This is a genomic window from Saccharopolyspora gregorii (assembly GCF_024734405.1).
In the GTDB taxonomy this organism is placed as follows: Bacteria; Actinomycetota; Actinomycetes; order Mycobacteriales; family Pseudonocardiaceae; genus Saccharopolyspora_C; species Saccharopolyspora_C gregorii.
This window is the reverse complement of sequence record NZ_CP059556.1, coordinates 3,183,266-3,195,514: the sequence shown is the minus strand read 5'-3', so window position 1 is coordinate 3,195,514 and position 12,249 is coordinate 3,183,266. Positions and strand designations below refer to the sequence as shown.

At 74.1% G+C, this 12,249-nt stretch carries 13 protein-coding genes; 7 read left to right on the top strand and 6 right to left on the bottom strand.

The genetic code is table 11. The features are described 5' to 3' along the window. Positions 1 to 507: 507 nt before the first annotated feature. Together H1226_RS13750 and H1226_RS13745 are read right to left on the bottom strand one after the other, a co-directional pair. A complete protein-coding gene (locus tag H1226_RS13750) occupies positions 508 to 2,256 on the bottom strand; it encodes a glycosyl hydrolase family 28-related protein (RefSeq protein WP_258341068.1) in 1,749 nt (582 codons plus the stop codon). A 165-nt stretch (positions 2,257 to 2,421) separates the two neighbouring features. Then, entirely contained in the window at positions 2,422 to 3,189 is a 768-nt protein-coding gene (locus H1226_RS13745; RefSeq protein ID WP_224961453.1) for an exonuclease domain-containing protein, read from the bottom strand. A gap of 114 nt (positions 3,190 to 3,303) precedes the next feature. On the opposite strand from H1226_RS13745, the gene H1226_RS13740 reads away from it, so the two are divergent. Next, positions 3,304 to 4,758, top strand: coding sequence for a carboxylesterase/lipase family protein (locus H1226_RS13740; RefSeq protein WP_258341067.1), 1,455 nt, complete (start codon positions 3,304 to 3,306; stop codon positions 4,756 to 4,758). 44 nt (positions 4,759 to 4,802) lie between these two features. After that, positions 4,803 to 5,336: a GNAT family N-acetyltransferase gene (locus H1226_RS13735; RefSeq protein ID WP_258341066.1), complete on the top strand. Its 534-nt coding sequence runs from the start codon at positions 4,803 to 4,805 to the stop codon at positions 5,334 to 5,336. 6 nt (positions 5,337 to 5,342) lie between these two features. Here H1226_RS13735 and H1226_RS13730 read toward each other — a convergent pair whose 3' ends face one another. Together H1226_RS13730 and H1226_RS13725 are read right to left on the bottom strand one after the other, a co-directional pair. Next, entirely contained in the window at positions 5,343 to 6,347 is a 1,005-nt protein-coding gene (locus H1226_RS13730) for a pirin family protein (protein ID WP_258341065.1), read from the bottom strand. Between the two features lie 22 nt (positions 6,348 to 6,369). Beyond that, positions 6,370 to 6,675 carry a GNAT family N-acetyltransferase gene (locus H1226_RS13725; RefSeq protein ID WP_258341064.1) on the bottom strand — a complete coding sequence of 102 codons (306 nt, stop codon included), beginning with the start codon at positions 6,673 to 6,675 and terminating at the stop codon, positions 6,370 to 6,372. 134 nt (positions 6,676 to 6,809) lie between these two features. Between H1226_RS13725 and H1226_RS13720 the strand changes: the two genes are divergently transcribed. The 5 genes from H1226_RS13720 (at position 6,810) to H1226_RS13700 (ending at position 10,951) form a co-directional block, all read left to right on the top strand. Beyond that, entirely contained in the window at positions 6,810 to 7,253 is a 444-nt protein-coding gene (locus H1226_RS13720; RefSeq protein ID WP_258341063.1) for a MarR family winged helix-turn-helix transcriptional regulator, read from the top strand. Then, complete coding sequence (locus H1226_RS13715) at positions 7,250 to 8,617, top strand: MFS transporter (RefSeq protein ID WP_309148729.1); 1,368 nt, start codon at positions 7,250 to 7,252, stop codon at positions 8,615 to 8,617. Before H1226_RS13720 ends, H1226_RS13715 begins: the two co-directional genes overlap by 4 nt. Positions 8,618 to 8,652: 35 nt before the next feature. After that, positions 8,653 to 9,234: a hydrolase gene (locus H1226_RS13710; protein ID WP_258341062.1), complete on the top strand. Its 582-nt coding sequence runs from the start codon at positions 8,653 to 8,655 to the stop codon at positions 9,232 to 9,234. Between the two features lie 200 nt (positions 9,235 to 9,434). Next, positions 9,435 to 10,217: an SDR family NAD(P)-dependent oxidoreductase gene (locus H1226_RS13705; RefSeq protein WP_258341061.1), complete on the top strand. Its 783-nt coding sequence runs from the start codon at positions 9,435 to 9,437 to the stop codon at positions 10,215 to 10,217. A 191-nt stretch (positions 10,218 to 10,408) separates the two neighbouring features. Then, positions 10,409 to 10,951: a DnaJ family domain-containing protein gene (locus H1226_RS13700; protein WP_258341060.1), complete on the top strand. Its 543-nt coding sequence runs from the start codon at positions 10,409 to 10,411 to the stop codon at positions 10,949 to 10,951. Positions 10,952 to 10,958: 7 nt separating this feature from the next. On the opposite strand, the gene H1226_RS13695 is transcribed toward H1226_RS13700, so the two are convergent. Both H1226_RS13695 and H1226_RS13690 read right to left on the bottom strand, forming a co-directional pair. Then, positions 10,959 to 11,393 carry a VOC family protein gene (locus H1226_RS13695; protein ID WP_224967809.1) on the bottom strand — a complete coding sequence of 145 codons (435 nt, stop codon included), beginning with the start codon at positions 11,391 to 11,393 and terminating at the stop codon, positions 10,959 to 10,961. Positions 11,394 to 11,600: 207 nt separating this feature from the next. After that, entirely contained in the window at positions 11,601 to 12,239 is a 639-nt protein-coding gene (locus H1226_RS13690; RefSeq protein ID WP_258341059.1) for a TetR/AcrR family transcriptional regulator, read from the bottom strand. Positions 12,240 to 12,249 lie beyond the last annotated feature (10 nt).

The following is a 12,249-nucleotide window of genomic DNA, read 5'->3' as shown; positions in this document are numbered from 1 at the left end:
TCTCCGACGAAGCGAGTGGTCACCGGTCCGGCATCGGGCCGCGAACGGTCCTGCTGCTCGGGCGGGACCGCCGGCTGGAACCAGGGGCGAACTAGATCGTCTTGAAGTGTCATCCGTATCGACTCTGCGGGGAGCAAACGGCCAGTACCACCAGTGGGTGACCCACCGGCGGATCAGACCCTACCGGTAACGGACCGGTAAAGCACCACCCGAGTGGGCGCGAAATGTGGGTGATCCGCCGCGCACTGTCACGGCCAGTGCCGAACATCGTCCTCAACTGCGGCGATCACTGCGGTCGCTAGGGCCAGAAGCGGGATGCGTTCCCCGCCACATCCCGCCCGCGGTCGCCGACCGTGAGCGGCCGTGCCGACTTCGCGGGCCGGTTCGGGCACCTTCGTGCTCACGGTCCGTGGCAGGAGACCGGTGCGCGGGCACCGCAGGACACCCGCCCTGTTCGCTGCGTGCGCGGGTCTCCCCGGGATCGACCTCGGGGAGACCCGCCGCGGCTCACGGCTCGGGCCACGTCCCGCACGGCCAGATGTCGTCCCAGCCGCTGTTGCCGGCGCCGAGATCGACGGTGAACGTCCCCCGGTCCGGGCAGTTGTACACCCCGGCCGCGCCCACGGACTCCGCGGTGACCTGCTCGAAGCGGGCCGCACCGCCGGTCTCGGCCTGCACGACGACCGTGCCCACGCCGCGCAGCTCCGCGCCCTCGACGGTGACGCCGCGGACCTCGTGGCCCTGCCCGCCGCCGGAGGAGAACTCGAACACCGAGTACGGGCTGCCGGTCGCGGTCGTCCCGGCGATCCGGACCTCGGCCTCGATGGGCGAGTCGTACGCGTCCACCCGCAGCGCCCCCATCGGGTGTTGCCGGTTCGGGTTCATCGCCCCGGTGCGCACCAGCTCGTTGCCGGTCACCTCGATCGTGCCGCTGAGCGGGAAGAACGGAGCCGCGAACGCCTGGTTGGAGATCGCGATGCCGCTGCCCAGCGCGTTGGTGTCGGCGACCAGGTTGTCCCGCACCTGCAGATCGGTGCCGCCGTAGACGGCGATGCCGTTGGCGAGGTTCGGCGCGATCACGGTGTTGCCGGTGAACGAGCTGCCGGTGTCGGGCGCGTGCAGCGACCACATGGCCAGCGAATCGTCGCCGGTGTTGCGCAGGAAGTTGTTCCGCACCCGCACGCCGCGGGCCGACCCGTTGAGGTTGATGCCGTCGGCGGTGGTGTCCAGGATCCGGTTGCCCTCGACGAGCAGGTCGTCGTTGTTCCCGGTCAGCCACATGCCGACCTTGAGGTGCTGCAACCACAACCCGGTCACCTCGGAACCCGCGCCGAGACTGCCGGTGGCGAAGTTGTCCGGGGAGTCGTCGACCCGGTCGGTGACGTCGCCGAGCACCGCGAAGTCGCGCAGCCGCACCCCGCCCGCGGACTCGGTCTGGTCGATCAGGTGCGAGCTCAGCAGCACCGACCGCCACGGCCCGGCGCCGATGATCGAGACCTGTTCGACGGCCAGCGGGGAGTCGATGCGGAACCGGCCTTCGGGCACCCACACCTCGGTGCCCGCGGCCCTGGCCTGCTCGATCGCGGCGGTGAACGCGGCCGCGGAGTCCTCGGCGCCGGTCGGATCGGCACCGGTGTCGAGCACGGACACCGAGCCCTGCGGCGCCTCGGGGGCGGGGGCGACCTGTTCGAAGTCGGCGACGTCGACGGTGTAGGAGGGCACCGTGCCCGGTTGGAGCCGCACCACGTCCCCGGCGTGCAGGTCGCGGTCCAGCAGCAGGCGGGCGTGGTCGAACAGGTGGTGGGTCGTCGACCCTTCGATGTCCGGGGTGTCGAGGTAGGAGTACTCGCTGGTGACCCGCAGCGGGGTGTCGAGGCGTTCACCGTTGACCGAGACGGTCACGGTGCCCTCGGTGCCGTCCGGGACGTTGCCGGAGACGGTCAGCGCGTTCGCGTCGGCGCCGAGGGTGAACTCGACGTACCGGTCCGGGCCGTCCAAGGTCACCGCGCGCCGCCCGGAGGCCTCCGAGGCGAGGCTGCCCTGGGTGAGGTCGGGGCCCAGCACGGTGCCGTTGGTCTCGGCGTCCTCGGCTTCCCCCGAGGTGAACGGGGTCTGCGCGCCGGCGCGCGCGTCGGGTTCGGCGGCCGCGGTGGCCGGCGCGGTGGTGCCCGCGGCCAGCAGCGCGACCGCGGCCGTCACGGCGCGGCGGCGCCACCGCGGATCGCGGCCGGTGTCGGGGAGTTCGGGGCTCGGCACAGCACGTCCTTCGGGTCCGGGGAACGAGCGGGATCGGCGGCCCGCACGGCCGCGTCACCTGCGGAAAGCGCTCACCGTAGGAGCGCGCCGGACCCGGGCGGACCCGATGACGGGAACCCGACAGGGCGGCTGCTCCGCGCGCCGCACCCGTTGCCCCACTCGCCGTCAGGCCGGTTCGGCGACCAGCGCCAGCGGCCAGTGCTCGGCGCGGGCGCGCACGTCGGCCGCGCGGGCCCGCAGCCCGTCGGCTTCGGCGGTGTCGGTGGCGCGGTCGGCCTGGCGGTCGAGGAACCCGGCGAAGTCGTGCTGCTGGTCGCGGTGCCAGCCGGTCTGGTCCTCGTGCAGGGCGGCGAGGGCGCGGGTGCCGATCTCGTCCGGGTGGGTCTTGGCCAGCCGCCACGCCAGCCGGGCGCAGGCCAGCGCGTCGGCGGTGGCGTCGTGCGCGGAGTCCAGCCGCACCCGGTAGTGCTCGCACAGGGCGCCGAGGGTGCGCTTGCCCTTGCGGTAGCGGTCGAACCGCTTGTCCAGGCAGCGCGGATCGACGACCGGCCCGGTCACCTCCAGCTTCCGCCCGTGGTGGCGGCGCAGCTCCGAGTCCAGCAGCGACAGGTCGAACGGCGCGTTGAACACGCACAGCGGCCGCGTCGGGTGCCAGGTGTCGGTCAGCGCTTCGGCGATCTCGGCGGCGACCTCCGCGGCGGGGCGGCCGTGCTCGCGAGCGTGGTCGGTGCTGATGCCGTGCACTTCGGCGGCCTCGGCGGGGATCTCCACACCGGGGTCGGCCAGCCAGGTGCGGACCTGCGGTTCGCGGCCGGGCACGATGGAGATCAGGGTGCCGGTGACGATCCGGTCGGTGCCGGTGTCCGTTCCGGTGGTTTCCAGGTCGAACGCCAGCAGCGGCCCGTCCGCCCAGGACGACGTGGGGTTGGTCATGATCGCCACGGTATCGAGATCGTCCGACGGGATCAGCGGGCCTCGCCGGAGGATCCGGTGATCGCGCAGTGATCCGCCCGACTCGATCGGGCGCGGCAGGAGGAGGACCGGGCAGTGGCAGAACCGATCGCCACCACCACGTCGGGGCGGGTCCGCGGGATCCGCGGCGGCGGGGTGGTGCGCTTCCGCGCGGTGCCCTACGCGGCCGCACCCACCGGTGACCTGCGGTTCGCGGCCCCACGACCGGCGCCGCGCTGGGACGGGGTGCGCGCGGCGGACCGGGTCGGGCCGGTCGCGCCGCAGCAGGCCGCGGGGGAGCTGCCGGGCTTGGACGTCTCGGTGCTGCGCGGCCCGGAGTGGTCCGGCGGCGACGACTACCTGACCGCCGAGATCACCCGCCCGGACCAGGACGGCGCCGGGCTGCCGGTGCTGGTGTTCGTGCACGGCGGCGCGTTCGTCAGCGGCGGCGGCGCGGCACCGCTCTACGACGGGGCCGCGTTCGCCCGCTCCGGGGTGGTGCTGGTCGCGATCAACCACCGGTTGGGAGCGGAGGGCTTCGCCCCGATCGGGGAGACGAACGTGGGATTGCGCGACCAGCTGGCCGCGCTGCGCTGGGTGCGGGAGAACGCCGCCGCGTTCGGCGGCGACCCGGGCAACGTCACGGTGTGCGGGCAGTCCTCCGGGGCGATGAGCATCGCGGACCTGCTCGGTTCGCCGCTGCTGGACGGGCTGGTGGACCGGGCGATCGTGCAGAGCGGGCACACCGGCATGACCCGCTCGCGGGACCTGGGTCGGGCGCTGGTGGAGTCGCTGGCGCGGCACCTGGGCGTTCCCGCGACGGCGGAGGCGTTCCGGCGGGTCGGGGTGCGGGAGCTGCTGGCCGCGCAAGCAGCGGTCATGGCGCCCGGCGGTGCTCCGGACCTGCGCGACGAGCACGGCCACGACCCGTCGTTCAGGCTCAGCGCGTTCCTGCCGGTGCACGGCGACGACGTGCTGCCGGTGCCGCCGGGCGAGGCGGTGGCCGCGGGCAGCGCGGCCGGGATCGACGTGCTGGTGAGCACCTGCCGGGAGGAGATGGCGCTGTACCTGGCGGCCTCCGGCGTCGTCGACTCCACCACCGACGAGCAGGCCGTCGCCGCGCTCGGTGCCTCGCACCCGGACGCGTCCGGCGTGCTCGCGGCCTACGGGCTGGGGCGGCGCCCGGCGGGCGAGGCGCTGTCGGCGGCGCTGACCGACCTGGTGTTCCGGCTGCCGGCCAGGGAGTTCGCCGCGCGCCACCGCGATTCGGGTGGGCGCACGCACGTCGCCGAGTTCACCTGGCGCTCGCCGCGCTTCGGCGGCCGGCTGGGTGCCTGCCACGGGTTGGAGCTGCCGTTCGTGTTCCACAACCTGGCGGTCGCCACCGGGCCGACCGGGCTGCTCGGGGAGGAGCCGGACCGTGCTCTGGCGGATCGGCTGCACGGGGCGTGGGTGTCGTTCGTGGCCACCGGCGACCCGGGGTGGCCGGAGCACCGCGGCGGGCACGTGTTCACCGCGGGACCCGAGCCGGGGGCCGCCGGGCCCCGGTGACGGGTGCCCGGCCGCCGGTGGCCTGCGCGGCTACGATCCGCGGCGTGTCCGATCTCGCGGCCTGGCCGGCCGCCGCGCCGCTGCTGACGGTTCGACTGCGGCTGGAACCGCTGCGGGTCGAGCACGCGCGGGAGACCGCGCCGGTCCTCGACGACGTGCGGCTGCACGAGTGGACCGGTGGGGAACCGCGTTCCGCCGACGAGCTCGCGGCGCGCTACCGGTGGCAGGTGGCCGGGCACTCCCCGGACGGCGAGCAGGGCTGGCTGAACTGGATCGTGCGCGGCCGCGCCGACGGGCGGGTTCGCGGCACCGTGCAGGCCACGCTCACCCGCCCGGAGCCGGGGCTGCTGCGGGCCGCGCTCGCCTGGGTCGTCGGCACCGAGCACCAGGGCCACGGCTACGCGCAGGAAGCGGCGCGTGCCATGGCCGGCTGGCTGCACGAGCAGGGCGTCGGCGAGCTGACCGCGCACATCCGTGCCGGACACCGGCGGTCGAGCGCGGTCGCCCGCGCGGTGGGCCTGTCCCCGACCTCGGCGGTCGTGGACGGGGAGGTCGTCTGGTCCGACCGGGCCCGGTGAGCCGCCTCAGCGCTCCAGGTGCCGGGCCCGGGGGCGGGCGCGCAGGCGTGCGCGGGGTGGTTCGGGCGCGGGCAGCGCGGCGCCGTCGTAGCCGGGCACGGCTCCGAACCGGTCCGGGCTGGGGCCGGTGCGCTCGGCCTCCCAGTCGCGGCGCGCTTCGACGACCTCCTCGTGGGTGCGGGCGACGAAGTTCCACCACATGACCAGTTCCTCGTCGAACGGCGCCCCGCCGATCAGCAGGGCCCGGCTCGCCGATTCCGCGGACAGCAGGACCTCCCGGCGCCCTTCGCCGAGGTGCAGCAGCGAGCCGGTGGTGAGCGCGGTGCCGTCGACCTCCACCGGATCCGACAGCGCCAGCACCGCGTGCTCGAAGTCCGGGCGCAGCGGCAGCCGCACCCGCCCACCGGGGCGCAGCGCGATCTCGGCGCCGACCAGCGGGGTGCAGGTGCGGGCCGGTGAGGTGGCGCCGCCGAGCTCGCCGTTGATCACGGTGATGCGGCCGCCGTCCTCGGTGAGCACCGGCAGGTCGGCGTGCTGCTCGAAGTGGGCTGGCCCGTTGCGGTCCCGTTCGGGCTGGGCGATCCACAGCTGCACGCCGTGCAGCACCGGGGAGTGCTCGGCCGGGGTCTGCTCGGAGTGGGCGATGCCGCCGCCCGCGGTCATCAGGTTCAGCTGCCCGGGCCGCACCAGCCGCGCGTTGCCGAGGCTGTCCTGGTGCAGGATCTCGCCGTCGAGCAGCCAGCTGACGGTCTGCAACCCGATGTGCGGGTGCGGGGGCACCTGCATCCCCGGACCACCGCCGAGGTCGGTCGGACCGTAGGAGTCCACGAAGCACCAGGCGCCGACCATGCGCAGGTCCCGGTGCGGCAGGGTGCGCCGCACCCGCATCGCCCGCGGCCCGCCCAGCGGCACGTCGCGCGGTTCGAGCAGGTCCGCGCGGGGTTCGGCGGTGCCGGTGGGCGGCCCGTCGCAGACGGTGCGTTCGGCGGGGTCCGGCTCGGTGTTGCTCACCGGACGACGGTAGCCCGCGCGATCAGAGGGCGGCGCGCGCGGACTCGGGCACCAGGTCGAGGTAGTCGGGGTGCTTGCGGATGTAGGCGGCGATGTAGGAGCAGGACGGCGTGACCTGCACTCCTTCGGCGCGCAGCGACTCGAGCGCGGACTTCGCGAGCGTCCCGGCGAGCCCGGCGCCCTGGTGGGCGGGGTCGATCTCGGTGTGCACCAGGTCGACGTGCCCGGGGGTGCGCCGGTAGTCGGCGAACCCGGCGAGCTCGCCGCCGACGGTGATCTCGAACCGGTTGCGCTCCGGGTGGTCCTGCACCTGCGGTTGTTCGCTCATACCGCCCTTCTACCAGTTGGCGCGGCGGTGCGTCCGGTTCGGGACGATCGCGCATTCCGGGCAGTCGAGGCTGAGCAGGTCGAACTGGACAGGTGGGACTGGACAGTTCAGCCTGTCGAATTTACCGTGGGGGCATGACGGGAACCGGGAACGACGACTCGGCGGTGCGCGCCTCCCGCGAGGTGCGGGTGGTGGTCGGCAGGCTGCGGCGCAGGCTGCGCGAGCTGGCCGTCGGCGACGACCTCACCCCCTCGCAGACCTCGGTGCTCACCCGGCTCGGCAAGGAGGGCGACTCCTCGGCCAGCGTGCTCGCGGTCGCCGAAGGGGTGCGGCCGCAATCGATGGCCAGCACGCTCGCCGCCCTCGACCAGCACGGGCTCATCGAACGCCGCCCCGACCCGGCCGACGGCCGCAGGCAGCTCATCACGCTCAGCGACGCGGGCAAGCGCCGCGCCGAAGGCGATCGGCAGGCCCGCCGCGAATGGCTCACCACCGCCCTGCAGGAACGCTGCACCGAACAGGAACGACACGTGATCATCGAGGCGATGGCGCTGCTGGAACGGGTCGCGGAGCGGTGACCGCCACCGGGCAGGAGCGCTTCGACCGGAAGCTGATCGCCCCGATGGTGCTCGGGTCGGCGCTGAACCCGGTGAACTCCTCGATGATCGCCGTGGCGCTGGTGCCGATCGGCGCCGCCCTCGGCGCGCCACCCGCCGAGACGGCGTGGCTGGTGTCCGCGCTGTACCTGGCCACCGCCATCGGCCAGCCCGTGGTGGGCAGACTGGTGGACCTGCACGGCCCGCGGCGGCTGTTCCTCGCCGGTGCGGCGCTGCTCGGGATCGCCGGAGTGCTCGGGGCGCTGGCGCCGAACCTCGGCGTGCTCGTCGTCGCGCGGGTGCTGATCGGCTTCGGCACCTGCGCGGGCTACCCGGCGGCGATGCACCTGATCCGCAGCGAATCGCGGCGCACCGGGCGGGACAGCCCGAACGGGGTGCTGACCGCGCTGGCGATCTCCGCGCAGACCATCGCCGTGGTCGGCCCCACCCTCGGCGGGCTGCTGATCGGGTTCGGCGGCTGGCGCACCGTGTTCGCGGTGAACATCCCGCTCTCGCTGGCCTGCCTGGTGCTCGGTGCGCTGCGGCTGCCCCGCGGCGGCGGGCACGAATCCGGTTCGGGTTCGCTCGACGTGCCCGGCATCGCGCTGTTCGCGGCGACGCTGAGCGCGCTGCTGCTGTTCCTGATGGAGCCTTCCACCGCGCACTGGTACCTGCCGGTGCTCGCGGTCGCCGCCGGGGCCGGGTTCGCGGTGCGGGAGCTGCGCGCGGCGGAACCGTTCCTGGACCTGCGGGTGCTGGCCGGGAACCCGCCGGTGCTGGGCACCTTCGCGCGGACGCTGCTGGCGTTCACCGTCTCCTACGCGTTCCTGTTCGGCTACACCCAGTGGATGGAGCAGGGCCGCGGGCTCACGCCCACCAAATCCGGGCTGGTGCTGCTGCCGATGTTCCTCACCGGCATCGTCGTGTCCAGCACCACCGGCCGCAGCGACGGCGTCCGCGGCAAGCTGCTCGTCGGCGGCCTGGCCCAGCTGGTGGCGTGCGCGCTGCTGCTGTTCGTCGGCGCGCGCAGCGGGATCTGGCTGCTGGTGGCGATCGCGGTCGTCGTCGGCATCCCGCAGGGGCTGATCAGCCTCGCCAACCAGAAGGCGCTCTACCACCAGGCCGACCCCGAGCGGATGGGTTCCTCCGCCGGGTTGCTGCGCACCTTCACCTACGTCGGGGCGATGGTCGCGGCCGCCGCAGGCGGCACCTTCCTCAGCGGGGGAGCCGACACCACCGGGCTGCACGGCCTCGCCCTGTTCCTGATCGTCGTCGCCGCCCTGCTGCTGGTGGTGACGGTGCTCGACCGCACCCTGCGGCGCCTCGGGCCCGCGGCGGTGCGGTGATCGACCGGAAAACCCCTCCCGGAAAGGTTCCACCCATGTCCCTGAGCACGCTCGACCCGCGCACCGCGCTGGTCGTCATCGACCTGCAGAACGGCATCGCCGGCGCGCCCGGAACCCCGCACACCACCGCCGACGTGGTGCAGCGCTGCGTCCGGCTCGCCGAGGTGTTCCGCGAGCACGACGCCCCGGTCGTGCTGGTGCGGGTCAGCTTCGCCGCCGACGGCGCCGACGCCGCGCCGGGCCGCACCTCCGCCGGGGGCGGCCGCCGCGAGTTCCCGGAGGGCTGGGACCGGATCATCGACGAACTCGCCGGCCACCCCGCCGACATCGTGGTGACCAAGCGGAACTGGGGCGCCTTCCACGGCACCGACCTGGACGTGCAGCTGCGGCGCCGCGGCGTCACCCAGATCGTGCTCGGCGGCATCGCCACCAGCCTCGGCGTGGAGTCCACCGCGCGCGCCGCGCACGAGCACGGCTACCACGTCACACTGGCCACCGACGCGATGACCGACCTCGACGCGGAGGCGCACCGCAACAGCCTGGAGCGGATCTTCCCGCGCCTCGGCGAAACGGGGACCACCGACGAGGTCGTCGACCTGTTCGAGTCGACCCGCTGACCGGCCTCTCTGCTCAACTCTCGTCGTGTAGCACTGGGGTGGCGGAACCCGCGGGTGGTCGAGCTGCGTGCGTGGTCTCTGCTCATCGGCTTCGCCGCTGACAGGACACGGACACGGCCCGCGGCGCAGGTTCGAGGACACGCGGTGCGGTTCCGCCACCCGTTCCACAGCAGAAGTCGAGACCCAGCGATCGGAGTCCCATGTCGAGTTCTTCCCACCACTCGGCCGAATCCGGGCGCGGGGTGCTGGTCACCGGCGCTTCGCGCGGTATCGGGCGGGCCATCGCGACCGCGTTCGCCCAGGCCGGGGACCGGGTGGCCGTGCACTGCTCCTCTCGGCCCGAGGACGCCGCCCGCACCCTCGATTCGCTGCCCGGTTCCGGGCACGTGCTGGTGCGGGCCGACCTCGCCGACCCCGGCCAGGTGCAGCGCCTGGTCGGGGAGGCGGTCGACGGGCTCGGCGCCCTCGACGTGCTGGTCAACAACGCGGCGGTGATGACCCCGCACCCGCCCGCGACCACCTCCTACGCCGACTGGCAGGCCGCGTGGCGCAGCACCGTCGAGGTGAACCTGCTGGGCGCGGCGAACCTGAGCCACCAGGTGGCCGCGCACCTCATCGAACGCGGCGCCACCGGGCGCATCGTCAACGTCGGGTCGCGCGGCGCGTTCCGCGGCGAACCCGACCACCCGGCGTACGCGGCGAGCAAGGCGGCGCTGCACGCGCTCGGCCAGTCGCTGGCGGTGGCGCTGGCGCCGCACGGCATCGCGGTGGTCTCGGTGGCGCCGGGGTTCGTCGAGACCGAACGCGTCGCGGGCCGGTTGGCGGGGCAGCAGGGCGCCGACATCCGGGCGCAGAGCCCGTTCGGCCGGGTCGCGGCGCCGGAGGAGGTCGCTTCGGCCGTGCTGTACCTGGCCTCACCGGAGGCGACCTGGTCCTCGGGCGCGGTGCTCGACGTCAACGGCGCGTCCCACCTGCGCACCTGAAAGCTGACCTGGTCGGCGCCCCCTTCCTCGGCGCCGAGGTGGTGGTGCCGGTGGGACGCTCCGCGCCGGAGCTCTTCTCCCGGCACCGGGTCGGCCGGCCAGGTGCTGGGAGAAGTTCGCCACCTGCGCGCGTTCGCGGCGCGCTGAGCGGCGCTCGATCGGCCGTGGAGCCGCGGATATCGTGGGAGCCGGTGGCGACGACGCGGGAGGGCGGCATGACCGAGCGCAAACCGCACGGCACGACGTTCGAGACGTGGATCGAGCGGCAGATCCGCGTCGCCCAGGAACGCGGCGACTTCGAGGACCTCGACGGCCTGGGCCGCCCGCTGCCCGGCGCCGGTGAGCCGCACGACGAGCTGTGGTGGGTCCGCGGCTACGTCGATCGCGAAGGCCTGTCCCGCGAGGCGCTGCTGCCGACCCCGCTGCAACTGCGCAAGGAGGCCGAACGGCTCCGCGGCGAGGTGCGGCAGCTGCCGTCCGAGCAGGCCGTGCGGGATGCGGCCGCGGAGCTCAACCGGCGCATCCTGGCGTGGCTGCGCACCCCGACCGGACCGCAGGTGCCGCTGGGCCTGGTGCAGGTGGAGGAACTCGTCGCCGACTGGCGCGACCAGCGCGCGCGGGCCCGCGCCACCGCTCCGGCCGCGCCGGTCCGGGCGGAGCCGTTGGGCGGGCGGTGGCAGCGCATCACCCGCTTCTTGCGCGGCACCAGCCGGTTCCCCGCCGGGCGCGGCTGAACGGCGGTCAGTCGAGGCAGAACTCGTTGCCCTCGATGTCCTGCATCACCAGGCAGGACTCGTCGTACTCGTCGGCGACCAGCAGCCGCACCCGCTGCGCGCCGAGCTCGACCAGCCGGGCGCATTCCGCTTCGAGCGCGGCGACGCGCTCCTCGCCCACCAGGCCGGTGCCGACCCGCACGTCCAGGTGCACCCGGTTCTTGACGACCTTGCCTTCGGGAACGCGCTGGAAGTACAGCCGCGGGCCCTGCCCTTCGGGGTCGCGGCACACGAACCCGGCGCCCTGCCGTTCCGGCGGCAGCGTGCGGTCGTATTCCGCCCAGCTCGTGAAGCCTTCCGGCGGTGGCGGGACGACGTAACCGAGCACCTCGCACCAGAACCGGGCGAGGCGTTCCGGTTCGGCGCAGTCGAAGGTGACCTGGACCTGCTTGATCGACGACATCCGCTCACCCTAGGTGGCGGGGCTCGCGCCGGGGCCGGGAACGGCGAGAATTCCGGAGGTCAGCGCGCTCTTCCCAGGAGCACCGCCCTGATCGGGGCGAACCCGAGGGCGTCGACCGGGGTCCCCATCGGCGAGCCGGGGAGGGCGCCGAGCACCCGGAACGGCGGCGAAGCAGCACGACCCGGCCGAAGGCGAGGCGTGCGCGGTTCAGCCCCGCACGTGCGGAGTGCAGGTGAGCGCGCCGGGGATCGCGGCGAACGCGGTCCGCAGGTGGGCGAGCAGCTCGTCGCGGGTGCCGGTGCTCCCGGCGGCCCACGCGTCGTGAGCGCAACGGGTCGCGGAGATCAGCACGTCGAGGGCGATCCGCGGCCGCGGATCGGTGGTGTCGTCGGGGATGGCGAACCGCTTGCCGAGCACGTCGCGGACGGTGCGGGTGGTGCGGTCGCAGAAGTGCAGGTTGTGCCCGTTGATCGACGGGGTGGTGGCGGTGAGCCGGTGCGCGGCCAGGGTGCGGCGCGCCCATCCTTCGGGCATGTCCGCCACGACGGCGAGCAGGTCGTCCTGGACGGAGTCCAGCAGGGTGCGGTCCAGGCCGGGTTCACCGGCGCGCAGCCGTTCGATCAGCGCGGCCCACATGTCCTGGCTGGGGGCCATCGCGACGTCTTCCTTGCTGGTGAAGTAGCGGAAGAACGTGCGCTTGGAGATTTCGACGGCGGCGCAGAGCTCGTCGAGGGTGACCGCGTCGAAGCCGCGTTCGGTGAACATCTCCAACGCGGTGTCGATCAGCTCTTGGCGGGTGCGCTGCTTCTTGCGCTCGCGCAGCGAACCTGCGGGGGCCTCGGGCATGCGGCCGAGC